This is a genomic window from Streptomyces arenae, assembly GCF_022343545.1.
Taxonomy (GTDB): Bacteria; Actinomycetota; Actinomycetes; order Streptomycetales; family Streptomycetaceae; genus Streptomyces; species Streptomyces humi.
On sequence record NZ_JAKQYH010000002.1, the window covers coordinates 1 to 24120 of the forward strand.

Below are 24120 nucleotides of genomic sequence, written 5' to 3' on the forward strand. Positions count from 1 at the left end.
GCAACGGCCATCCGGGTACGGCGATGAGCCTGGCGCCGGCCGCGTACACCCTCTTCCAGAAGGTGATGCGGCACGACCCGTCCGATCCCGACTGGGTGGGCCGCGACCGCTTCGTGCTGTCCGCCGGTCACTCGTCGCTGACCCTCTACACGCAGCTGTACCTGGCCGGCTTCGGCCTGGAGCTGTCGGACCTCGAAGGCTTCCGCACCTGGGGCTCGAAGACCCCCGGTCACCCGGAGTACGGCCACACCAGGGGCGTGGAGACCACCACCGGCCCGCTCGGCCAGGGTGTCGCCAACGCCGTGGGCATGGCGATGGCCGCCCGCTACGAGCGCGGCCTGTTCGACCCGGACGCCCCGCAGGGCGAGTCCCCCTTCGACCACTACATCTACTGCATCGCCGGTGACGGCTGCCTCCAGGAGGGCATCTCCGCCGAAGCGTCCTCGATGGCCGGTCACCAGAAGCTCGGCAACCTGATCCTGCTGTGGGACGACAACCACATCTCGATCGAGGGCGACACCGAGACGGCCGTCTCCGAGGACACCGTCAAGCGGTACGAGGCGTACGGCTGGCACGTGCAGCGGATCGCCCCGAAGCCGGACGGCGACCTGGACCCGCACGCCATCTACAACGCGATCGAGGCGGCCAAGGCGGTCACGGACCGGCCGTCCTTCATCGCGATGCGCTCGATCATCGCCTGGCCCGCCCCGAACGCGCAGAACACCGAGGCCGCCCACGGCTCGGCGCTCGGCGACGACGAGGTGTCCGCCACCAAGCGCGTCCTCGGCTTCGACCCGGAGCAGTCCTTCGAGGTCTCCGACGACGTCATCAAGCACACCCGGCAGGCGCTGGAGCGGGGCCGCGAGGCGAAGGCCGAGTGGGAGAAGTCCTTCCATCTGTGGCGCCAGAACAACCCCGAGCGCGCGGCCGACTTCGACCGCATCAGCAAGGGCGAGCTGCCCGCCGGCTGGGAGGAGAAGGTCCCGGTCTTCGAGCCCGGCAAGGGTGTCGCCACGCGCGCGGCCTCCGGCAAGGTGCTGCAGGCCCTGGGTGCGGTCGTCCCGGAGCTGTGGGGCGGCTCCGCCGACCTCGCCGGGTCGAACAACACGACCATCGACAAGAACTCCTCGTTCCTGCCGGCGGACAACCCGCTGCCGGAGGCGAGCCCGTACGGGCGCACCATCCACTTCGGCATCCGCGAGCACTCCATGGCCGCGGAGATGAACGGCATCGCGCTGCACGGCCACACCCGTATCTACGGCGGTACGTTCCTGGTCTTCTCCGACTACATGCGCAACGCCGTGCGTCTGTCGGCGCTGATGCACCTGCCGGTGACGTACGTGTGGACGCACGACTCCATCGGCCTGGGCGAGGACGGCCCGACGCACCAGCCCGTCGAGCACCTCGCGTCCCTGCGTGCCATCCCGGGCCTGAACGTGGTCCGCCCGGCCGACGCCAACGAGACCGCGATCGCCTGGCGCGAGATCCTCAAGCGGTACGCCACGAAGGCTGCTCCGCACGGCCTGGTTCTGACTCGTCAGGGCGTGCCGACCTACGAGCCCAACGACGAGGCGGCGCGCGGCGGTTACGTCCTGCTCGAGGCAGAGGGCGGCAAGCCTCAGGTCATCCTGATCGCCACCGGTTCCGAGGTGCACGTCGCCGTGGAGGCGCGCGAGCAGCTGGAGGCCTGCGGCGTGCCGACAAGGGTCGTGTCCATGCCGTGCGTGGAGTGGTTCGAGGAGCAGTCACGCGAGTATCGCAATGGTGTCCTGCCGCCTTCTGTGACCGCACGCGTGGCAGTGGAGGCCGGCATCGGCCTGACCTGGCACAAGTACGTCGGGGACGCCGGTCGCATCGTTTCCCTGGAGCACTTCGGTGCTTCCGCCGACGCCAAAGTCCTCTTCCGCGAGTTCGGTTTCATCGCCGACAACCTAGTGGCCCTCGCCCAGGAGTCCCTGGCCTCCGCGTCCGCACGCTGACCCGTCACTGAAAGAGAACAACCACCATGACCGACATAGTGAAACGCCTGACCGAGGAAGGCGTCGCGATCTGGCTGGACGACCTGTCGCGCAAGCGGATCACGTCCGGCAACCTCGCCGAGCTGATCGACCAGCAGCACGTCAGCGGCGTCACCACCAACCCGGCCATCTTCCAGAAGGCCATCAGCGAGGGAAAGGGGTACGCGGAGCAACTGCGTGGACTGGCGTTGCGCGGAGTGAGCGTGGACGAGGCCATCCGCATGGTCACCACGGCGGACGTCCGCGACGCCGCCGACATCCTGCGCCCGGTCTTCGACGCCACCGACGGCCAGGACGGCCGGGTCTCCATCGAGGTCGATCCGCGTCTCGCCCACGACACCAAGGCCAGCGTTGCCGAGGCCGAGCAGCTGGCCTGGCTGGTTGACCGCGAGAACGTGCTGATCAAGATCCCGGCCACGCGGGTGGGATTGCCCGCGATCACCGAGGTGATCGGGAAGGGCATCAGCGTGAATGTGACCCTGATCTTCTCGCTGGAGCGTCACCGCGAGGTGATGGACGCCTACCTTTCCGGATTGGAGAAGGCTCACGTGGCTGGACATGACCTGTCGAAGATCCACTCTGTGGCGTCCTTCTTCGTGTCCCGCGTGGACACCGAGATCGACAAGCGGCTCGACGCGCTGGGCACCGACGAGGCCAAGGCGCTGCGCGGCAAGGCCGCCGTCGCCAACGCGCGGCTCGCCTACCAGGCGTACGAGGAGGTTTTCTCCTCGGACCGCTGGAGTGTGTTGGAAAACGCGGGCGCCAACAAGCAGCGTCCGCTGTGGGCGTCGACCGGCGTGAAGGACCCTGCGTACCCGGACACGCTGTACGTCACTGGACTGGTCGCTCCGAACACTGTCAACACCATGCCGGAGGCCACGCTCAACGCCACCGCCGACCACGGAGAAGTCCACGGCGACACCGTCACTACGGGTTATGGCAAGGCCCGTGCCCACTTGGACGCACTGGAGAAGGTCGGCATCTCCTACGACGACGTGGTGCAGGTGCTCGAGGACGAGGGGGTCGAGAAGTTCGAGCAGGCGTGGAACGACCTGTTTGCCTCCACCGACGAAGAACTGAAGCGGCTTGCAGCAGAGGAGGCCTGACGAGATGTCCGCGACCTTTTCGGGACCATGGAGCAACCCGCTGCGTGACCCCGCCGACCGACGGCTCCCGCGTATCGCGGGGCCGTCGGGCCTGGTCATCTTCGGCGTCACGGGCGACCTGTCACGGAAGAAGCTCATGCCCGCCGTGTACGACCTCGCCAACAGGGGTCTGCTGCCGCCGGGCTTCTCCCTCGTCGGCTTCGCGCGCCGCGAGTGGCAGCACGAGGACTTCGCGGCCGAGGTCCTCGACGCGGTCAAGGAGCACGCCCGTACGCCGTTCCGTGAGGAGGTCTGGCAGCAGCTCATCCAGGGGATGCGCTTCGTCCAGGGCACCTTCGACGACGACGACGCGTTCGAGCGGCTGCGCGGCACCATCGAGGAGCTCGACAAGGCACAGGGCACGGGCGGCAACTTCGCCTTCTATCTGTCGGTGCCGCCGCGCTCCTTCCCCGTGGTCATCCAGCAGCTGAAGAAGCACGGCCTTGCCGACCAGACCGGCGGCTCCTGGCGCCGCGCGGTCATCGAGAAGCCCTTCGGCCACGACCTGAAGTCGGCCGAGGAGCTCAACAAGGTCGTCCACGAGGTCTTCGGCTCCGACCAGGTCTTCCGGATCGACCACTACCTGGGCAAGGAGACCGTCCAGAACATCCTGGCGCTGCGCTTCGCCAACACGATGTTCGAGCCGATCTGGAACCGGTCCTTCGTGGACCATGTGCAGATCACCATGGCCGAGGACATCGGCATCGGCGGCCGCGCCGGATACTACGACGGCATCGGCGCCGCCCGTGACGTCATCCAGAACCACCTCCTGCAGCTGATGGCTCTCACGGCCATGGAGGAGCCCGCCTCCTTCGACGCGGACGCGCTGGCCGCCGAGAAGACCAAGGTGCTCGGGGCCGTACGGCTGCCGAAGGACCTGGGCCGGGACACCGTGCGCGGTCAGTACGCGGCGGGCTGGCAGGGCGGCGAGAAGGCGGTCGGGTACCTCCAGGAGGAGGGCATCGACGCCAAGTCGAAGACGGACACGTACGCGGCCATCAAGCTGGAGGTGGACAACCGCCGTTGGGCGGGTGTGCCGTTCTACCTGCGCACCGGCAAGCGGCTGGGCCGGCGCGTCACCGAGATCGCGGTGGTCTTTCAGCGGGCCCCGCACTCCCCCTTCGACCACACGGCGACGGAGGAGCTCGGCAAGAACGCGATCGTCATCCGCGTCCAGCCGGACGAGGGCGTGACGGTCCGCTTCGGGTCGAAGGTGCCGGGCACCTCGATGGAGATCCGGGACGTGTCGATGGACTTCGCCTACGGCGAGTCCTTCACCGAGTCCTCCCCGGAGGCCTACGAGCGGCTGATCCTGGACGTCCTGCTGGGCGACTCGAACCTCTTCCCGCGCACCGAGGAGGTCGAGCTGTCCTGGAAGATCCTCGACCCGATCGAGCAGTACTGGGACCAGAACGGCAGGCCCGCCCAGTACCCGTCCGGCACCTGGGGGCCCGAGGAAGCCGACGAGATGCTCGCACGAGACGGACGGAGCTGGCGCCGGCCATGAAGATAGACCTGACCGACACCACGGCAAGCAAGATCAACAAGGCGCTGGTGCAGGGCCGCCGCGCCATCGGCACACCGGCCGTGGGCATGGTCCTGACGATGGTCATCGTCACGGACGAGGACAACGCTTACGACGCGATCAAGGCGGCCGAGGAGGCCTCGCACGAGCACCCCTCGCGCACCTTGGTCGTCATCAAGCGGCACGCCCGCACCCCGCGCGACCGCATGGCCTCCAAGCTGGACGCCGAGGTCCGGGTGGGCGCGGACGCCGGCACCGGCGAGACGGTCGTGCTGCGCACCTACGGCGAGGTCTCCGACCACGCCGACTCGGTCGTCCTGCCGCTGCTGCTGCCGGACGCGCCGGTCGTCGTGTGGTGGCCGGTGGACGCGCCCGAGGTGCCCGCCAAGGACCCGCTCGGCGCCCTCGCGCAGCGCAGGATCACCGACCTGTACGCCGTCGAGAACCCGGCTGGCACCCTGGAGCAGCGGGCCCGCTCCTACGCGCCCGGCGACACCGACCTGGCCTGGACCCGGCTGACGCCGTGGCGCTCGATGCTGGCGGCGGCCCTGGACCAGGCCCGCACCCGGATCGTGTCGGGGGCCGTGGAGGCGGAGGCCGACAACCCGGCGGCCGAGCTGCTGGCGCGCTGGCTGGAGGCACGGCTGAACGTGCAGATCGACCGTGTGGTCACCGCGGGCCCGGTCGTCACGGCGGTGCGCCTGGGGACCGCGGACGGCGAGATCGTCATCGACCGCCCCGAGGGCCCGCTGGCCACGCTCACCCTGCCGGGCCAGCCCTCGCGTACCCTCGCGCTGAAGGTCCGCACCACCTCCGAACTCATCGCCGAGGAGCTCCGCCGCCTCGACGCCGACGAGATGTACGCCGTCGCCCTGCGGGGCGAGGCCACCAAGGAGACTCCCTCTCATGTCTGACTCTTCGTCCGGCTCCCCCAGGCTCACCCGGCGCCCCGAGTGGACCGCTCTGGAGGACCATCGCGCCCAGGGCCAGCCGGTGCTGCGTAAGCTGTTCGCAAGCGACCCCGGCCGCGCCGAGCGGTACGTCGTGCGCGTCGGTGACCTGCGCATCGACTACTCCAAGCACCTCGTCGACGACGAGACCCTGGCGCTGCTGCAGGAACTGGCCGCCGCCACCGATGTGTTCGGGCTGCGCGACGCCATGTTCCGCGGCGAGAAGATCAACGTCACCGAGAACCGTGCCGTGCTGCACACCGCGCTGCGCGCCCCGCGGGACGCGGTGGTCGAGGTCGACGGCGAGAACGTGGTGCCGCAGGTGCACGCCGTCCTGGACAAGATGAGCGACTTCGCCGAGCGGGTACGTTCCGGCGCCTGGACCGGCCACACCGGCAGGCGCATCAGGAACGTCGTCAACATCGGCATCGGCGGCTCGGACCTGGGACCTGCGATGGCGTACGAGGCGCTGCGGACCTTCACGGCCCGGGAGCTGACGTTCCGCTTCGTCTCCAACGTGGACGGCGCCGACCTGCACGAGGCGGTACGGGACCTGGACCCGGCGGAGACCCTGTTCATCGTCGCCTCAAAGACCTTCACCACGATCGAGACCATCACCAACGCCACCTCGGCCCGTTCCTGGCTGCTGAACGGCCCCGGCGGGCTCGGCGAGGAGAAGGCGGTCGCCCAGCACTTCGTGGCCCTGTCCACGAACGCCGGCAAGGTCACCGAGTTCGGGATCGACCCGGACAACATGTTCGAGTTCTGGGACTGGGTCGGCGGCCGCTACTCCTTCGACTCGGCCATCGGCCTGTCGCTGATGATCGCGATCGGCCCGGACCGCTTCCGGGAGCTGCTCGACGGCTTCCACACCGTCGACGAGCACTTCCGGACGGCTCCCGCGGAGGCCAACGCCCCGCTGATCCTCGGCCTGCTGGGCATCTGGTACGTCAACTTCTTCGGCGCCGAGTCCCATGCGGTGCTGCCGTACAGCCACTACCTGTCGAAGTTCACGGCGTATCTGCAGCAGCTGGACATGGAGTCCAACGGCAAGTCGGTCGACCGCGACGGACATGTGGTGGGCTGGCAGACCGGCCCGGTGGTGTGGGGCACGCCCGGCACCAACGGGCAGCACGCCTACTACCAGCTGATCCACCAGGGCACCCGGCTCATCCCCGCTGACCTGATCGGCTTCGCCCGTCCGGCGGCCGAGCTGAGCGACGAGCTGACCGCCCAGCACGACCTGTTGATGGCCAACCTGTTCGCACAGGGCCAGGCGCTGGCCTTCGGCAAGACCGCCGACGAGGTACGCGCGGAGGGGGTCCCCGAGGAGCAGGTGCCGCACCGCACCTTCCACGGCAACCACCCCACCACGACCATCCTGGCCCCCGAGTTGACGCCATCGGTCCTCGGCCAGCTGATCGCCCTCTACGAGCACAAGGTGTTCGTCCAGGGCGCGATCTGGAACATCGACTCCTTCGACCAGTGGGGCGTCGAGCTCGGCAAGGTCCTCGCCAAGCGCGTCGAGCCCGCACTGACCCAAGGCGCGGACGTCCCCGGCCTCGACCCCTCCACCACCGCTCTCGTAGCTGCCTACCGTTCTCGGCGAGGCCGCTGATGCGTGTCTATCTTGGCTCGGACCACGCCGGATACGAATTGAAGACGGTACTCGTCACACGCCTTCCGGAGTGGGGCTATGTCCCCGTGGACGTTGGTCCGCACAGCTACGACGGGGGCGACGACTACCCGCCGTACATCCTCGACACGGCGCGCCGCGTGGCTGAGGACGTGGGCAGCCTCGGCGTCGTCATCGGCGGTTCGGGCAACGGCGAGGCCATCGCGGCGAACAAGGTCGGCGGCGTCAGGGCAGCGCTCGCTCACAACGAGGACACGGCCCGGCTCGGCCGGGAACACAACGACGCCAACGTCATCAGCGTCGGAGCCCGGATGCACTCCATCGAAGAAGCCGTGCACCTGGTCGAGATCTTTCTCAAGACCTCGTTCAGCGAGGACCCGCGGCACGTCCGCCGCATTGCGATGATCGCCGATTACGAACTGCACAGGAGCGGCTGACATGGAACTCGGACTCATCGGCCTGGGAAAGATGGGTGGCAACATGCGCGCGCGGATCCGCCGCGCCGGCCACACCGTCATCGGCTACGACCGCAACCCTGACCTCTCCGACGCGGCGAGCCTCGCCGAACTGGTCGACAAGCTCGAAGCGCCGCGCGTGGTGTGGGTGATGGTCCCGGCGGGCGCGCCCACCCAGTCGGTCGTCGACGAGCTCGGCGGCCTCCTCTCCCCCGGCGACACGGTCGTCGACGGCGGCAACTCCCGCTGGACGGACGACGAGAAGCACGCCGAGGAGCTGGGCGCCAAGGGCATCGGCTTCGTCGACGCGGGTGTCTCCGGCGGTGTGTGGGGCCTGCAGAACGGCTACGCGCTGATGGTCGGCGGTGACAAGGAGCACGTCGAGCGGCTCCAGCCGATCTTCGAGGCACTCAAGCCGGAGGGCCCGTACGGCTACGTCCACGCGGGCAAGGTCGGCGCCGGGCACTTCTCCAAGATGGTCCACAACGGCATCGAGTACGCCATGATGCAGGCCTACGCCGAGGGCTGGGAGCTGCTGGAGAAGATCGAGTCGGTGGACAGCGTCCGGGAGGTGTTCCGCTCCTGGCAGGACGGCACGGTCGTCCGTTCCTGGCTGCTCGACCTCGCGGTCAACGCCCTGGACGAGGACGAGCACCTGGACAAGCTCAAGGGCTTCGCCCAAGACTCCGGTGAGGGCCGCTGGACGGTCGAGGCGGCCATCGACAACGCGGTGCCGCTGCCCGCCATCACGGCCTCCCTCTTCGCGCGGTTCGCCTCCCGCCAGGACGACTCCCCGCAGATGAAGATGATCGCGGCCCTGCGCAACCAGTTCGGCGGGCACGCCGTCGAGACCTCGGACGGCGGCGCGTGAGTCCCGATTCCCGAGCCTGACGATCGGGGGTGGACCTCGTTGCTCCGCCGACCGGCCGAAGCCGTCTGCCCCGCCCGCCTCGGCGGAGGAGAGAACCGTGTCCAGTGCGAGGTGGTCACCGCCAGGGTCGGGCCGGACGCCGGGCTCATCGGTGCCGCAGCACTCGCCCGCCTCGTCTGACGCCGCATCACTTCAGCAAGGGAGGAGCCATCATGGGTGAGCTGCTGCTGCTCCGCCACGGCGAGACCGAGTGGGCCGTGTCCCACCGCCACACCAGCTACACCGACCTGCCGCTCACCGACAAAGGAGAGCGGCAAGCCGCCGCTCTCGCTCCTACGTTGGCCGGCCGCGACATCGCTCTCATCCTGACCAGTCCGTTGCAGCGCGCGGTACACACGGCCCGGCTGGCCGGGCTTGCCGATGCCCAACCACACCCTGACCTGCACGAATGGGACTACGGTGGTTATGAGGGGAAGACCACGGCGGAGATTCACCGGGCCCGTCCTGACTGGAACCTGTGGACCGACGGAGTGGCCCCCGGGCCTGCCGAGCACCCGGGAGAGAGCCCCGAGCAGATCGGGGCCCGTGCCGACCGGCTGCTCGCGCACATCGAGAACTTCCTGACCGCTGCGGCCACAGGCGATGTGGTCCTGGTGGCCCACGCGCACTTCCTGCGCGTCCTCACCGCCCGCCGCCTCGGACTGCCGCCCGCGGCTGGCTCGCTGTTCGCCCTGGACACCGGCACGATCAGTCGGCTGGGCACCGAACACGACCGCCCGGTGATCCGCGGCTGGAACGCCTCGGCTGCCCCGCCTCCTTCTTTCACTCCCGCCCCCCGCCCGGATCGGATCAGCGCGCCATGACCACGAGCAGAGATCCCCACCGCACAAGCGCACAGGCCCCCCTTGCGGCCACCGGCAGGTTGGGGCGCAGCGTCTTCGTAGCAGCAGTCGCCGCGATCGGCGGCTTCCTGTTCGGTTACGACAGCGCCGTCATCAATGGCGCCGTGCTTGGAATCCAGCATCATTTCCACGTCTCTTCCGGCGAAACCGGCACGGTCGTCGCTGTGGCACTCCTCGGCTCGGCCGTGGGCGCCGCGGCGGCCGGACGGCTGGCCGATCGTTTCGGGCGTCTGCGGGTGATGCACCTTGCAGCGGCGCTCTTCGCGGTCAGTGCTCTCGGATCGGGGCTCTCTGGGGCTGTATGGCAACTCGCGCTCTGGCGTCTCCTGGGCGGTATCGCGATCGGGATGTCCTCCGTCATCGGGCCCACCTACATCGCCGAGATCGCCCCCGCGGCGTACCGGGGTCGCCTCGCGTCGTTCCAGCAAGCTGCGATCGTTCTCGGCATCACCGCCTCTCAGCTGGTGAACTGGGCGATCGCTCAGGGCGCCGGTGGGCGAAGCGAGGACAGTCTGGGACCGCTCGACGCGTGGCAGTGGATGTTGTTGGCAGCTGTCGTCCCTGCGGTCCTCTACTTCGTTCTCACCTCGCGGATTCCGGAGTCACCGCATTATCTGGTGGCCGTCGGCCGAACCGATGACGCCAGGCGGGCAGTCCTTGAGGTCGAGGGCGCGGACAGTGACGTGGATACTCGCGTCGCCGAGATCGAGAATGCCGTGCGCACGGCCCGCAAGCCGAGAATCGGGGACCTCTTCGGGGGCGCTTTCGGCTTGCTGCCGATCGTCTGGGCCGGCATCGGACTCGCCGTGTTCCAGCAACTCGTCGGTATCAACGTGATCTTCTACTACTCGTCGATCCTCTGGCAGTCCGTCGGCATCGACCAGTCCAGCTCACTGCTTATCAGCCTCTCCACCTCGGTCATCAACATCATCGGCACTCTCGTGGCGATGATGTTCATCGACCGTATCGGCCGCAAGCCGCTCGCCTTGATCGGCTCCGCGGGTATGGCTGTCTCGCTCGGCCTGGCAGCCTGGGCCTTCTCCTACAAGACCGGCGTGGGCACGGGCATCTCGATCCCGCAGGCTCAGGGTGTGGTGGCTCTCATCGCCGCACACTCCTTCGTCTTGTTCTTCGCGGTCTCCTGGGGCGTCATCCTCTGGGTCATGGTGGGTGAGATGTTCCCCTTCCGGATCCGCGCCGCGGCGATCTCTGTGGCGACCGCCTTCAACTGGATCGCCAACTGGGCAGTCACGGAGAGCTTCCCGAGCATGGCGAAGTGGAATCTCTCAGCCACGTATGCCATTTACGCTGGCTGCGCGGTGCTCTCCGGAGTGTTCGTTGTCAAAGTCGTATCCGAGACCAAGGGCCAGCGCCTGGAGTCTGTCAGCTGAGCAGAGGGAGGCGTGAACCGGGCATGTGCTCCGGCGACGAGCGAGTCTTGGTGCCATCGGTGGAGTGGTGGCACCGCGTCTGACGCCAGGGCTGGACGGCGGGTCTGCGTTCCCAGAGGCCGGCTCGCCGGCCGTGCTTGCCGGATACGTGGTTTTCCCTGCTGCGGGCGTACGACCGCCAGGACGAATCCTGGCGATGTTCCCTGATACTTCTTCTGCAACTGCCAGGGTGCGCCGGGAGAGCCTCCCTCCTCGCGGGCCTGGGCCATGTGCGACCCTGGGGGACATGGGTCGTGACCTGCATCTGAACGAGTTGGGGGAGTTCCTCAAGGCGCGGCGTGCCGGCCTCAATCCGGCTGACGTAGGCCTCCCCGCCACTCCCGGACAACCACGGCGGGTAGCCGGCCTGCGCCGCGAGGAGGTTGCACTGTTGGCCTCCATCAGCACCGAGTATTACGCGCGGATCGAGCAGGGCCGTCTGCAGGCGTCCACTCCCGTGCTGGCCGACCTCGCCCGGGTGCTTCGACTCAACGCGGACCAGCGCGCCTACCTCTTCGAGCTCGCCGCTAAGAACGAACTGCCCGCTCACGGTGCTCGGCAGCAGGTGGATCCACAGCTGCAGTTCCTCCTCGACGACCTCGCCACCACCCCTGCGGTCGTCTCTGGCCGCCGTACGGATGTTCTGGCCTGGAACCGGCTGGCAGCCGCCCTGATCGCCGACTACGGAAACATCCCGGAGGAACGCCGGACCTTCATTCGGATGCTGTTCACCGATCCCGCTCTGCGAGCCCTGTACGCGGACTGGGAAGAAGTCGCCCACGTGGCCATCGCTCAGGTCCGCATGGAGAGCGCCCGCTATCCGGGCGACCCGACGCTCACCGCCCTCGTGAACGAGCTCTCGGCACACGATGCGCAGTTCCGGCAGTGGTGGACCGAGCACCAGGTGGCCGGCAGGACCACCGGAATCAGGCGGCTGCGTCATCCGGTCATCGGGGAAGTCACCCTCGACTGGAACACCTTCACTTCGGCCAGCGATCCCGACCAGAAGCTCATCGTCTGGACCGCCCCACCCGGCTCACCCGCCCACGACGCCTTGCGGCTGCTCGCTTCTTGGGCCGCGGACCAGGACCTCCGCGCCTCCAGGAACGTCACCTGATTCCCATCGCACCTCGCGGCGGTGGTGTCGGTCTGACCGCGTCACCGCACTCGGCGTGCAGTTACGCACCGGCCACGACCCAGTCGCGGCTGGCAGACCATCACCGTACTTCCGGCGATCGCGGACGCCTCCGGCGCCGAAGATCCGGCCCGGCACCTGCAAGGACCTACCGTCGGCCCACCGCCAGAGAGCTAGCGCGCAGGCTCTGATTCTCATGAGCCTGCTGAACTGCCGGTTCATGCGGCTGCCGTCTCAGCGGAGAAGCGCAAGCCGACCGCAGGCGGTCCCCGGTCAGTCAGCGATGCCGGACAAGGCGTGAACCTTTTCCGGGCGGACGCGGATGAGGACCACGCCGGGGCCGCTGTTGCGCCTCCCGTACTCCTCGGCCTTGTCCGGGCCCATGTACCTGGCTGCCGCCAGAGTCGCGATCCGGATCAGCTCGTCCGGGTCCTCGCTGAGAGTGGCAAGGCCTCGGATCTCGACGTAAGAGAAGGGCGGGATGTCGTCCGCCACGCAGACCGAGGCTCGGGGATTGCGTCGCAGATTCCTGGCCTTGGCGCTCTTTACGCCAGTGGTGAAGGCGATGTCGCCGCCGTCAAGGACGAACCAGACCGGCGCGATCATCGGTGTGTTGTCGGACCCTACGGTGGCCACCTTGCCGCTGCGAGTACCCGCCGACACGAAGGAGTGCCACTCATCGGTCGTCATCTTCTGCATACCTGGTATCCCATCCTAGCGGCGCGGCCCCGGCGAGGCGCCGCGCCACCAGTGCCGTCGCCGGGCTGAGCCCTTCATTGCGAAGCAGCTGAAAGCCGCACCCCGGGGCCACTGGCTACACGGTCCTGGAGCGTCACCATCCTCGCCATCGGACTTTGCTGGGGCAACAACGGTTGGGGGGGAGGGATTTTTACCTGGTTCATTCCTCTGGCCGGAGGTCAGAGGGCCCCGTTCCATTCCGCGGGAGCTGGCGACACGGAGAGCGCACGATTGTTTGTGCGCCGGACACGCGCCCGGCTCACCACCTCAATGTTCCGGTCTCAGCCGTCCGTCTCCGCAGCGGGTAGGTCAGGGAGATCTTCCAGGAAGTCCGCGGTGGGCACATGGAACAGAGAACCGGTGAGCGGCGTGGAGAAGTCCAGAATCCGATCGTGTGCCGCGTCCGGCGTGCCCAGGAACATGCGCTCCAGCATCGTCTCTGTCACCGTGGGGGTGCGGGCGTAGCCGATGAAGTAGGTGCCGAACTCGCCTCGGCCGACGGTGCCGAAGGGCATGTTGTCGCGGAGGATTTCGAGTTCTGTCCCATCGGGGTCGGTGACAGCGGTGAGGGCGACGTGCGAGTCGGCCGGTTTGACGCTGTCGTCCAACTCGATGTCGTTGAGTTTCCGTCGGCCGATGATGCGTTCCTGAGCCTCGACCGGCAGCGCGTTCCACGCCTGAAGGTCGTGTACGTACTTCTGGACGATGACGTAGCTTCCGCCGGCGAACGCCGGGTCCTCGTCTCCGATCAGCACTGCGGCGCTCGCTGGGGCCCCGGTGGGGTTTTCCGTACCGTCGACGAATCCGAGCAGATCGCGTTTGTCAAAGTACTGGAAGCCGTGGACTTCATCGCGCACGGTCACGGCGGTGCCGAGCCGGGCCATGATCTCCGTGGCGAGTGCGAAGCACAGGTCCAGGCGTGCGGCGCGGATGTGGAAGAGCAGGTCCCCGGGTGTCGACACGGCGCGGTGGACCGGTCCATTCAGACGGGTTTGGGACGACACTTGTGGTCCCGCTTCATGAAAGCATCGAGTGGACTGCATTCACTGAGATTTTCAGCGCAGCCCGAACCGACGCACGAGCCTGCCGAGTTGGTCGTGCGGGGTGCCAGGCGACACGAACCCCTCCACTAGGTCGTTTCTGATGGATCTTGCTGGGGGGGGTGGATCAGTGAGCCCATTCCAACTTCAGGCGACAGCCGGTCGACGCTGTGCCACGGAGGTCTGGTAGACCCTGGCTATGACGTTCTTGGCGGTGGTCGAGGGTGATGCGGGCGGATGGCGCATCGATCGGGATGGTCTGACAGACGCGATCCGTGCCCGGTGGTCCGGGGTCGAGATCGACTCGACGCAACGCAGCGAAGTGCGCAGCCTCATATGGCAGTTCGAGACCGAGAACGGCCCAGCTGAGGCCTATCTGCACGAGGACGGTACCTGCCTGTACATGGACGTCTGGGAGGAAGACGCGATCTGGTTGGCGATCGTCTTCCGCAGGCTGGCACCCACGGACCTTGACCTGGTGTTCTGCGATGAGGGTTACACCTTCGACGTTCGTCTGCGGGCTGGGACAACGGAAGCCGAGTTGACGGATTTGGTGAATTCTGCCGGTTGATCTCAGCCCGTGGCAGTGAGCTGGAGGACCAGGACGGCTTGAACGAGTATTTGGAAAAACCTGGCGGAGGCTGTCGAGAAGACGGTCATCCAGCACCGCGCCCTGCTGCGCGAGCCGGAGAGCACTGCCCCGGTCCGTGCCACCGAGCCCCTTCAGAGCCCGGAGCCTGCGCCGCCTTCCCTGGATGAACCACGGCAGTCGGGCCGTCTGTCCGACCGGGTGCGCGAATAGCACGCGGCCGTCCACGCCCTGCTGGATGAGGGGCTCGGGCTGCGGCCGATCGCCCGCCGACTGGGCCTGGCCCGCAACACCGTCCGCCGCCTCGCCCATGCGGCCACCGCGGACGAGCTCCTGGTCGGACGGTGGACCGGCCGGGCCAGCCTCCTCGACCCGTACAAGCCCCACCTCCATCAGCGGCGGGCGGAAGGCTGCACCGTGGCCCGCCGCCTGTTCGATGAAGTCCGCGAGCGCGGCTATCCCGGCGGAGAGCGCGTGGTGAAGAGGTACGTCCAGCGGCTCCGCGAAGCTTTCCCGCAGGACGATCCGCCCCGCAAAGCGCCGTCCGTGCGCGACCTGACCAGCTGGATCACCCGCCACCCCGACCGTCTCGACGACGACCAGGCCCAGCAGCTCATGCAGATTCTCGCCCGCTGCCCCGCCCTCCACCGAACCGCCGAACACGTCCGCGCCTTCGCCGCGTTGATGAACGACCGCCGGGGCCGCGACCTCGGTCAGTGGATGGAACGCGTGCAGGCTGACGACGTGCCCGCCCTGCACGGCTTCGTCACCGGCCTCGGCCAGGACCTCGACGCCGTCGTGGCCTGCCACAGCCTCCGCTACAGCTCCGGCGCCGTCGAAGGCCACACAAAATCAAGATGATCAAGCGGCAGATGTTCGGTCGCGCCAACTTCGACCTCCTCCGCAAGCGCATCCTCCTCGCGGCGCGAGGCCGTTCATGATCGCGCTTGTGGTGACCCTCCGTCGCCCCGGCACTGAAAGTGATCCAGAACCAGCGTTCGGCCGTCGTCGAGACCTCCTGTGTTCCGCCGTGAGGCGGCCAGGATACCCAGAGGCAGCAGGGCCACAAGCGCGAGGAAAAAACCTGCGAGCGACGGGCCTCGGAGGCCGAGAGAAGAAGTGAGGGCTATGCCGCCGATCCACGAACCGGCCGCGATGCCGACGTTGAACGCGGAGGTGGCCAATGCCATAGGCAGCGCTCGGCCAGGGCCAGCGATACGGACGACCTCTCCGACCAAGATGGGATTGGTCATGATGCCAGCGGCCCCCAGGAGCACGATCAAGATGACGGCCGCGATGCTGTTGGTCGCCCACAGGGTGATGGCGCCCAGCATGACGGCGGTCACGGCGGCGGCTGGGATGGCGGTGACGTAAGGGCGGCTGTCGCCGCGGCGTCCGGCGAAGGTGGTCCCGGCCAGGGCGCCTGCGCCGTAGCCGAGCATCGCCAGCGGCACCAGAGCCTGGGGCAGTTCGGCCCGCTCGGTCAGCAGCGGGGCGACGTAGCTGTAGGTCGCCAGGACGGCGCCCTGGACCAGAGCGATGGCGAGGTAGACCAGCCAGAGGCGGATGTGCTTAACGGAACAGAGTTCGGCGCGAACGGAGGTGTCGCTGCCGCCCTTATCGGCAGGCAGTTGGCGGGCAATAACGACGGTGGCGATGAGCGAGAGCACGGCGAGCACCCAGAACGGGCCCTGCCAGCCGAGGAGCTGGCCGCCGGCGGTGCCCAGAGGGACACCGACGATGTTGGCGAGGGTTACCCCGCCGATCATCACGCCCATGGCGCGCGTGCTGGCGGCCGGTCCGGCCGCGGCGGTCGCGACGACCGCTCCGACGGCCCAGAACGTGCCAGTGCCCAGGGCCGCGGCGAACCGGCCGATCAGAGCGATGGCGAACGTCGGGCTCAGGGCGCCGGCGATGTGCCCGGCGGCGAAGACCAGTAGGGCTGTGATCAGGGTGGAGCGGTGTGGCAGGCGAAGGGTGGCCATGGCCATGGCTGGGGCGCCGAGCATCATGCCGATGGCGAAGACAGTGATCAGGAGGCCGGCGTGAGCGACGCTCACTCCGAGGGCGGTGGAGATTTCCGGCAGCAGGCCGGCCACGACGAGCTCGGTGGTGCCCATGAGGAACGCGACCGCGCCCAGCAGCCACACCACAGGCGGGAGCTTGGTCGTGCCGGCCGGATCGGCGGCGCTGACGGTGTGAGGGTGGGGTGCGGCGCCCGTATCTGGCTTGCCAGACGGGGATGCGGTGGTGGTCACCGGATGTCCTTCCCGGAGTGAGGCGCGCGTCGCTCCCCGGAGATGAGGTGGAGTCGGTGAGTGCGCGGAAGTGATGTGCGGGCGGAGCGGTTCAAGTGCCGCCATTAACAAGGAAAACAAAAACCGGCATCCAATAACAGGCACGGTCAAAAGGAGTAATGGCAGTGACCCCCATCTTGGGCGCAGCCGGTTGAGCGGGGGCTCCACGAGGGATGAAGTGCGGCATGTGAAGCACTCCGCGAGATCCGGCGCCCAGTTGGCGCGCGGGGCGGCGTCAGCTCTGGTCGGAGTCGGTGTGGACGGCCGGCATGTTCTGAGGAGTGGCGGCCCAGGAGGCCAGGAGCCTGAGTGCATCCTCGGACGGCGTGCCGGGATCGGCGCTGTAGACGGTGAGGGACAGTCCGGCGTCCCTGGGCGCGGGAAGAGCCAGGGCCTCGTGAACCAGTTCAACTTCACCCAAGGCTGGGTGGCGGAACCGCTTAATGCCCTCGTTGTACACGTGCACGTCGTGGCTGCCCCACATCATGCGGAAGACGTCGCTGCGGGTGGACAGCTCACCGATGAGGTTGGACAGGTCACGGTCGTACGGGTTCTTGACGACCTCGACACGCAGTGATCCGACACCCTGGCGGGCCACGTGCTCCCAGTCGGTGTAGAAGCGGGTGGCCCGGGGGTCGAGGAAGACGAACCGGACAGTATTGACGATCTCCTGCTGGCCGTCGAACCATTCGCTGTGCAGGGCTCGGGCGAGCGGGTTGGCCGCCAAGACATCGAAACGGTTGTTGCGTACGAAAGCGGGCAGGTCGGACATACCGTCGATGATGCGTAGGACGCTGGGCCGCACGGTCGTCTTGACCGCCCGGCGCCGGGCACGAGTGGGGCTGGTGTTGGCTGCTCGGGCCAGGGCGAACAGGTGGTCCCGTTCGGTCTCGTCCAATTGCAGAGCGGCGGCCAAGGCGTCCAAGACACTGTCGGACACGCCAGCAAGGTTGCCGCGTTCCATGCGGGTGTAGTACTCGACGCTTACGTCGGCCAGCATGGCCACCTCGCCCCGGCGCAGCCCGTTCACCCGGCGGTTACCGATGACGGGCAGTCCGGCGTGCTCTGGGGTGACTTTATCGCGGCGACTCTTAAGGAATGTACTAATTTCACTATGGTTGTCCACTCATCTAGCGTAGGAGCGGAATGCGCGGACTGAGAGTCCCTGTCATTACCCCCCTCAGAGCGCCCACAAGCTCGGAGCGCGCCGGGGTTGGCTTCCGGCCGCCGCCGGGTGTCCGGTGACTCAGTGGGCCCCTGGAGGCGGTGAGCCACCGGACAGGGTGGCGGGATAGCCGGGGACACCGCTGTGGGATGAGCCGCAGCGGGGTGGCGCGTGCCGTGTTCGCTGACCATGGGTTCGACATAGCTGGGGCAGGCGGCCGTATATGGCACGGTAGGCCCGTCGATACAGTCATTGGCGGCCGGATCGCTTTCCCTGGTGAGCGTGACCTCACTGCGGACACCACCGACGTTGATGCTTGCGGTGTGCGTGGCCTGTACCGTGCTCCACCAGGCGCCCCGTGTACCGCGCCAGGAACGCACGTACAGTGGCGACGCCGCAGCCCACGACCCATATGGTGGTCGGTGGGCGCTGGCTTCCGTCCGGGCGCCGGGGCGCGATGTGAGGTTCCTCAGCGTGGAGATGCTTTCCAGTTCGTCACTGCCCATGACGTCGAAGCAGGCCGGCAGGTCGGGCGCTTCGGCCTCGGTGGGTAGTCCTGGGATGGCGACCAAGGTGCCGTCGACCCACGGGATGCGGATGTACTCGGCCTGCCGGCCGCCGATAAACTCCGGGTTGAGGCAGTTGCTGGGGTAGCCGTTGCGGCAGTTGGCGCAGGTTCCGTCGCTGGCGAAGCAGGAACCGACGACGAACTGGCCCGGCCGCACGATGGTGACGTCCTCACCGACTTCTTCGACGACGCCGACGTACTCGTGGCCGACGGTGGCACGGTTGATGCCGCGGTAGTACGCGGTGACCTCGCAGCACTGCTCGCTGCCCTGACCACCACCTTCACCTCGGGAGCGGTCGAGGGCAACGTCACCAGAATCAAGCGGCTGAAGAGACAGATGTACGGCTGGCCCAACTTCGACCTCCTACGACGCCGCATCCTCCTGTCACCTGATCAAGCGACTGACACCCCGAAATCAGCGACAGAGCCCAAGAAGTGGACCAGAGCCCGAACTCATCGACAGGCGCGGGCTCCTTGGCGCTCAGCGTCGTGGACGGTGACCCCTGGCAGCATTGAACGTGCAGGCACCGGCCGTGGAACCGAAGAATCGGGGAGGTGGGCCTTCCATACCCGCGTCCCAGCAATGCCGTTGTTTCTCACGGAAGGCCCTGGGGCGAAGCCGCGTCGCCGAGCACCTCCTGCATTTCCTCGAACAGGCGAAAAAGGTCCCCCCTTGGGGCGATATGGAGTTCGTCCAACTGCCATACGGCGTAGGCGACTACTGAGTGCGCGGTAAGGGTCTCGATGTCGGCGGCTGCCGGGTCGCGCAGCCGGAAGCGGAGGCGGACGAAACAGTGCGTCAGCCGTGTGACGTTCTCCTGGCCGCCGACGCCTTGGAGAATTGCTGCCGCGGTCTGGCCATCGTTAGGTGCCGGCACGGGTGCCCTCCCCGGTGTCGTCTTGTGCTGTCAGCCGGCTGACGTGCAGTGCCAGGTAAAGGATCTCTTCACGGCCGACGTTCCAGGCGAACATCTCCTCCATCTTGTGCGCCAGGCGTTCGGCGGTGGCGTACTGGAGTGGCTTGGCCTGTCTGACCGCCTCGCCGATCTCGTCGCCGACCTCCGGGGTCGGCTTGCCGTCCCGGGCGCGCAGGAAGAGGTAGCGCAGGTGGGTGATGAAGCGCGCCGCCGCGAGGGAGTGCTGGTCGATCTCGACGCCGTAGTCGTCGCCTATCGTTTCGAGCGCGACCCTCAGCCACTGCGTCATCTGCATGGTCGCTGCGATGTCGCCGGAGCCGATCTGAGCGTTGACGAAGTGGAGGGCGAGGGGAAGAGCCTCGTCCTCGTCCATGCGCAGGCCGAGCCGCCGTTCGATGATGTCCAGCGCGACTCTGCCGGTGGCCGCCTCCGCCGGGTACAGGTTCTCGATCTCCCATTTGAGCGGGTACTCGATCTGGACTCCGGCGCGGGCGCGGGCCAGGGCGAGGTGGACGTGGTCGGCCAGGGGCAGCAGAACGTGCTCGCTGATCCTCGAGCCGAGGCGGGCCCGGGCGGCGGCTACGACCTCTTCCATCACTTCGATGACGTTCAGGGGGATTTCGGCGGCAAGGGCGGCGAGCCGTTCGGCGAGCATGGCCTGCGGCACGAAGTGACGTTCGACCCTGTCGGCGTCGACCTGGTCTCCCGGCCTGACCTGGAAGCCGAGCCCTCGGCCCATGAGAACGGTTTCGGTGTCCTGCTCGTCGACGCCGAGAACGACGTTGTTGTTGAACACCTTCTTGACGCGCATCGTTGCGTGAGTCCTATCTGGCCGCGCCCGGGAAGGAAAAGGGTAATTCCTCTCAGGGCGCGGGGCCGTGGGTGTTGCCGGGGTCACGGTCTCCCGTCGCCGCGCCGCAGGCTTGCGCCGTTGCTGCGGATGACGTCGGCGTACCAGTGGAAGGACTTCTTCCGGTAGCGGGCGAGGGTGCCGGTGCCGTCGTCGTCGCGGTCGACGTAGACGAAGCCATAGCGCTTGCTCATCTGGGCGGTGCTGGCACTGACGAGGTCGATGCAGCCCCACGGGGTGTAGCCGAGGACGTCGACGCCGTCGGCGATTGCCTCGGCGACTTGGAGAAGGTGGTCGTTGAGGTACGCGATGCGGTAGTCGTCGTCGACGGTGGGCCGGCCGTCGACGTGGACCAGCTCGTCCTTGGCGCCCAGACCGTTCTCCACGATGAACAGCGGCTTCTGCCACCGGTCCCAGAACTGGTTCAGCACGATCCGCAGGCCGACCGGGTCGATCTGCCAGCCCCACTCGGTGTCCCGCAAGGTCGGATTGCGCACACCGCCGATGATGTTGCCGTCCCCGGTGTGCCGCTGGTCGGGGTCGGCGGTCTCGCAGACGCTCATGTAGTAGCTGAACGACACGAAGTCGACGGTGTTGGTGAGGATCTCGCGATCCTCATCGGTGATGTCGAGTTCGATGCCGTTCTCCCGCATGTACCGCATCGCGTAGCCCGGGTAGGCGCCGCGCACGTGCACGTCACCGAACAGGAGGTTGGTGTGGTCGGCGTCCAGGGCTGCGAGGACGTCGGACGGTGCAGGTGTGAGGGGGTAGACGGGGATGGCGAGCACCATGCATCCCACTCGCGCGTCCGGTATCTGCTCGTGGGCGATCCGGGTGGCCAGAGCGCTGGCCACGAGGACGTGGTGGACGGCCTGGAACTGGTCCTGGCGAGACAGTTCCTCCTTCGGGGTCAGGATCGCGCCCCCGATGATCGGGAAGTGCAGCAGCGAGTTGATCTCGTTGAAGGTCAGCCAGTACCTGACGCGGTGGCCGTAGCGGTCGAACAGGACACGGACGTACCGCTCGTAGAAGCCGATCAGCTTCCGGCTCGCCCAGCCGTTGTACTTCTCGGCGAGGGCGAGGGGCGTCTCGTAGTGCGAGATGGTCACGAGCGGTTCGATCCCGTGCCTCTCCAGCTCGTCCAGGACGCGGTCGTAGAAGGCCAGTCCCGCCTCGTTGGGCTTCTCGTCGTCGCCGTTCGGGAAGATCCGGCTCCAGGCGATCGAGAGGCGGAAGACCTTGAAGCCCATCTCGGCGAGGAGGGCGATGTCCGCCGCGTAGCGGTGGTAGAAGTCGATGGCTTCGAGCTTGAGGTTGTCGGGCGTGGGGTGTGCCGTCCGCGGGCCTACGATGCCCTGGGGCAGGACGTCCTGGATGGAGAGGCCCTTGCCGTCGGCGTCATGGGCGCCTTCGATCTGGTTGGCGGCCGTTGCGCCGCCCCAGAGGAAGGTTTCGGGGAAGGGCTGGGAGGTGGGACCTGTCATGTGTCTTTCTCCGGTTGTCATCAAGGGCTGTCGTACTGCGAGTACGCCGGCCGCCCCGCGATGGAGAACGGGGCGGCCGACTGCGGTTCAGCCGATAAGGTCCAGGGCAGCGCGCCGGGGCTGTACGTCACCGGTAGCGGTTGGCACCACGGCGGAGTGGCTGCCCGGGTCGGTCACGATCAGCACGGTCGTCGGGTCGTAGCCCGCGTCGGTGATCAGTTTCAGGTCGACGTCGGTCAGCAGGTCGCCAACGCTGACCTTCTGGCCCTGGGTGACCGCGGCGGTGAATCCTCTGCCCTTGAGCTCGACCGTGTTCAGCCCGATGTGTACGAGCACTTCCACGCCGGTGTCGCTGCGAATACCGAAGGCATGCGGCATGACGCTGACGAGGGTGCCGCCGATGGGCGCGTAGACCTTGCCCTCGGAGGGGATCACCGCCAGGCCGGAACCCAACGCGCCGGAGGCAAACACCTTGTCGGGGACCTCGGACAGCGGTACGACCTTCCCGGCGACCGGTGCCGCGAGGGTGACCACCGTGCCATCTGCGTCGGCGGAGGCACCGTCCACGGCAGCCCCCTCGGCCGCCGTCGGCAGGTCCTTGAAGCCCACGATGAACGTCAATCCGAACGCAAGGGCCACGCCGGCCCCACAGCCGATCAGCTGGAGCGCGAAGTTGCCGACATTCAGCGTCGAGGCGAGTGTGATGGCACCGGGCAGGACGAAGCCGTCCGTCCCGGAGCCTCCCGCCGCGGCGATCGCACCGCCCACGGCGCCGCCGATGGACGCGAAGACGAAGGGGCGCTTGAGCCGCAGGGTGACACCGTAGATCGCCGGCTCGGTGACGCCCGCGACGAAGGCCGAGAGACTGGCCGGTCCGGCCACGGCCTTGAGGTCGGGGTTGCGGGTCTTGAGGAAGACGGCGAAGGTGGCGGCGCCCTGGGACAGGATCGCGGGGAACACCGTGGCGAGCAAGAGTGAGTGGCCGGTCGACGCCATTTCCTGGGTCACGATCGGGGCGAAGCCCCAGTGCACGCCGAAGATGACGATGGACTGCCACACGCCGCCGAACAAGCCGCCGGCCGCCCAGGGGGCCACGTCCCACAGGTTCTGGATCCCGGAGGCGATCACGTCGCCGACCCGGCTTGAGACCGGGCCGATGGCAAGGAAGACGACGGGGACGACGATCGCGAGGGTGACCAGGGGGACGGTGAAGTTGCGTATGACCGTTGGCATCACCCGCTCCAGCAAGCGCTCCACGTACGACTGGAAGTACACCGCCAGGATGGTGGGGATGACGGCGGACAGATAGCTGGTCATGACGACCGGGATGCCGAGGAAGGTCAGATGGCCGCCCGCCTGGTGGAACGCCTGCATGGTCAGGCTGGTGCCGTCCTTGCCCGCCATGACGGGGATGGTGGCGGAGTAGATGAGCGCGCCGGCGATCGCGACTGCCGTGAACTGGTTCGCCCTGAACCGCTTGGCTGCGGTGATGGCCAGCAGGATGGGCAGGAACTGGAACACGGCGTCGGCCGCCGCGAACCAGATGGCGTAGGTCGACGTCCCCTGGAAGCCGGGGCTGATCTTCACGGCGACCGCGAGGAACGCCTTGAGCAGTCCGACGGCCGCCAGGGTCCACAGGAACGGGGTGAAGATGCTGGTGACGATGTCCATCGCGCGAGGGAGGAAGCCGCCAGGGGTGCTGCCGCCGCCGTCGCGTTCCTCCACCCCTTGTGCGACGACCGCCTGGTAGACATTGCCGACGGTGTTGCCGATGACGACCTGGAACTGGCCGCCGGACTCGACGACGGCGATGACGCCGCGCGTTGCTTCGACGGCGTCCTTGTCCGCCTTGGAACGGTCGGCGAGGACGAAACGCAGCCGCGTCGCACAGTGGGCGACGGATCTCACGTTCTCCTTGCCGCCGATGCCCCGCAGGACATCCTCGGCAATCACTTCGTACTTGCTGCTTGTTGCCACGGCTCCTCCTCGAGCCCCGCTGTACTGGACTGGCCGAGACGGTGCTCGTGCAACAAAAAGACCCAAGCCGGGATCCTGAATGCTGTTTCCGAGAACGCCCGAGAACACCGGAAGAACACGGAAGAACAGCGGATCTCAGCTTGGGTCTTGCCTGCGGCCCAGTAACAATCCCAGCTTTGGTAGGGCGCCGAGCGGCGCCTTGAGGCAGGACAGTAGACGCCGGATTTTTCCGTGTCCAGACATCGGGCAAGACCTTTTTCCGCCGTATCCGACATGGAACCTGTGGCGGCAGGCCCGTTGACGTTCCGCACGCCCTGACGTTACGGTGCGGTTCACGGATTGTTACCGGTGCGAGCCGGGCAAGACCTGGGACGAGCTGTCGTGAGGCAGCAGCACCCGGGTCTTTTTTTGTGCCGACACAGCCGCCG

Annotated in this window: 21 protein-coding genes and 1 pseudogene; 12 read left to right on the plus strand and 10 right to left on the minus strand. The window is 67.6% G+C overall.

The features are described from left to right. The 10 genes from tkt to MB828_RS00190 form a co-directional block, all read left to right on the plus strand. A partial coding sequence (gene tkt, locus MB828_RS00145; protein WP_301646360.1) for a transketolase occupies positions 1-1979 on the plus strand: 1979 nt, incomplete at its 5' end. A gap of 26 nt (positions 1980-2005) precedes the next feature. Continuing rightward, positions 2006-3124 carry a transaldolase gene (gene tal, locus MB828_RS00150; RefSeq protein ID WP_301646361.1) on the plus strand — a complete coding sequence of 373 codons (1119 nt, stop codon included), beginning with the start codon at positions 2006-2008 and terminating at the stop codon, positions 3122-3124. A gap of 4 nt (positions 3125-3128) precedes the next feature. After that, on the plus strand, positions 3129-4670 hold the full coding sequence (gene zwf / locus MB828_RS00155; RefSeq protein WP_301646362.1) for a glucose-6-phosphate dehydrogenase: 1542 nt from the start codon (positions 3129-3131) through the stop codon (positions 4668-4670). Next, entirely contained in the window at positions 4667-5602 is a 936-nt protein-coding gene (gene opcA / locus MB828_RS00160; protein WP_301646363.1) for a glucose-6-phosphate dehydrogenase assembly protein OpcA, read from the plus strand. Before zwf ends, opcA begins: the two co-directional genes overlap by 4 nt. After that, positions 5595-7256, plus strand: a complete 1662-nt coding sequence (gene pgi, locus MB828_RS00165; protein ID WP_301646364.1) for a glucose-6-phosphate isomerase — start codon at positions 5595-5597, stop codon at positions 7254-7256. The genes opcA and pgi overlap by 8 nt, the downstream gene beginning before the upstream one ends. Beyond that, positions 7256-7711, plus strand: a complete 456-nt coding sequence (locus MB828_RS00170) for a ribose-5-phosphate isomerase (protein WP_301646365.1) — start codon at positions 7256-7258, stop codon at positions 7709-7711. The genes pgi and MB828_RS00170 overlap by 1 nt, the downstream gene beginning before the upstream one ends. Position 7712: 1 nt before the next feature. Continuing rightward, a complete protein-coding gene (gene gnd / locus MB828_RS00175) occupies positions 7713-8600 on the plus strand; it encodes a phosphogluconate dehydrogenase (NAD(+)-dependent, decarboxylating) (RefSeq protein ID WP_301646366.1) in 888 nt (295 codons plus the stop codon). Between the two features lie 212 nt (positions 8601-8812). After that, complete coding sequence (locus tag MB828_RS00180) at positions 8813-9463, plus strand: histidine phosphatase family protein (RefSeq protein ID WP_301646367.1); 651 nt, start codon at positions 8813-8815, stop codon at positions 9461-9463. Beyond that, positions 9460-10893 carry a sugar porter family MFS transporter gene (locus tag MB828_RS00185; protein WP_301646368.1) on the plus strand — a complete coding sequence of 478 codons (1434 nt, stop codon included), beginning with the start codon at positions 9460-9462 and terminating at the stop codon, positions 10891-10893. Before MB828_RS00180 ends, MB828_RS00185 begins: the two co-directional genes overlap by 4 nt. 286 nt (positions 10894-11179) lie before the next feature. Then, positions 11180-12049, plus strand: a complete 870-nt coding sequence (locus MB828_RS00190; RefSeq protein WP_301646369.1) for a helix-turn-helix domain-containing protein — start codon at positions 11180-11182, stop codon at positions 12047-12049. A gap of 291 nt (positions 12050-12340) precedes the next feature. On the opposite strand, the gene MB828_RS00195 is transcribed toward MB828_RS00190, so the two are convergent. Both MB828_RS00195 and MB828_RS00200 read right to left on the minus strand, forming a co-directional pair. Beyond that, a complete protein-coding gene (locus tag MB828_RS00195; protein ID WP_301646676.1) occupies positions 12341-12757 on the minus strand; it encodes a PPOX class F420-dependent oxidoreductase in 417 nt (138 codons plus the stop codon). 329 nt (positions 12758-13086) lie between these two features. Beyond that, a complete protein-coding gene (locus MB828_RS00200) occupies positions 13087-13848 on the minus strand; it encodes a Dyp-type peroxidase (protein ID WP_301646370.1) in 762 nt (253 codons plus the stop codon). A gap of 196 nt (positions 13849-14044) precedes the next feature. On the opposite strand from MB828_RS00200, the gene MB828_RS00205 reads away from it, so the two are divergent. Next, a complete protein-coding gene (locus MB828_RS00205; protein ID WP_301646371.1) occupies positions 14045-14416 on the plus strand; it encodes a hypothetical protein in 372 nt (123 codons plus the stop codon). Positions 14417-14851: 435 nt separating this feature from the next. After that, positions 14852-15295, plus strand: a complete 444-nt coding sequence (locus MB828_RS00210; RefSeq protein WP_301646372.1) for a DesA/ISL3 alpha bundle tail domain-containing protein — start codon at positions 14852-14854, stop codon at positions 15293-15295. Between the two features lie 74 nt (positions 15296-15369). Here MB828_RS00210 and MB828_RS00215 read toward each other — a convergent pair whose 3' ends face one another. The 8 genes and pseudogenes from MB828_RS00215 to MB828_RS00250 form a co-directional block, all read right to left on the minus strand. Continuing rightward, positions 15370-16692: an MFS transporter gene (locus MB828_RS00215; protein WP_301646373.1), complete on the minus strand. Its 1323-nt coding sequence runs from the start codon at positions 16690-16692 to the stop codon at positions 15370-15372. A gap of 274 nt (positions 16693-16966) precedes the next feature. Beyond that, positions 16967-17857: a helix-turn-helix domain-containing protein gene (locus MB828_RS00220; RefSeq protein WP_301646374.1), complete on the minus strand. Its 891-nt coding sequence runs from the start codon at positions 17855-17857 to the stop codon at positions 16967-16969. Then, positions 17758-18402: a DUF2255 family protein gene (locus MB828_RS00225; protein ID WP_301646677.1), complete on the minus strand. Its 645-nt coding sequence runs from the start codon at positions 18400-18402 to the stop codon at positions 17758-17760. Before MB828_RS00225 ends, MB828_RS00220 begins: the two co-directional genes overlap by 100 nt. Then, a pseudogene (locus MB828_RS00230) lies at positions 18394-18699 on the minus strand (alcohol dehydrogenase catalytic domain-containing protein); the annotation flags it as partial. The pseudogene MB828_RS00230 and the gene MB828_RS00225, both read right to left, overlap by 9 nt. Positions 18700-19060: 361 nt before the next feature. After that, positions 19061-19342 (minus strand): PTS transporter subunit EIIB, encoded by a 282-nt coding sequence (locus tag MB828_RS00235; protein WP_301646375.1) that lies wholly within the window; start codon positions 19340-19342, stop codon positions 19061-19063. Next, entirely contained in the window at positions 19329-20192 is an 864-nt protein-coding gene (locus MB828_RS00240; RefSeq protein WP_301646376.1) for a PRD domain-containing protein, read from the minus strand. The genes MB828_RS00235 and MB828_RS00240 overlap by 14 nt, the downstream gene beginning before the upstream one ends. A gap of 83 nt (positions 20193-20275) precedes the next feature. Next, positions 20276-21715: a glycoside hydrolase family 1 protein gene (locus MB828_RS00245; RefSeq protein ID WP_301646377.1), complete on the minus strand. Its 1440-nt coding sequence runs from the start codon at positions 21713-21715 to the stop codon at positions 20276-20278. Between the two features lie 87 nt (positions 21716-21802). Beyond that, positions 21803-23692, minus strand: coding sequence for a beta-glucoside-specific PTS transporter subunit IIABC (locus MB828_RS00250; protein WP_301646378.1), 1890 nt, complete (start codon positions 23690-23692; stop codon positions 21803-21805). Positions 23693-24120 lie beyond the last annotated feature (428 nt).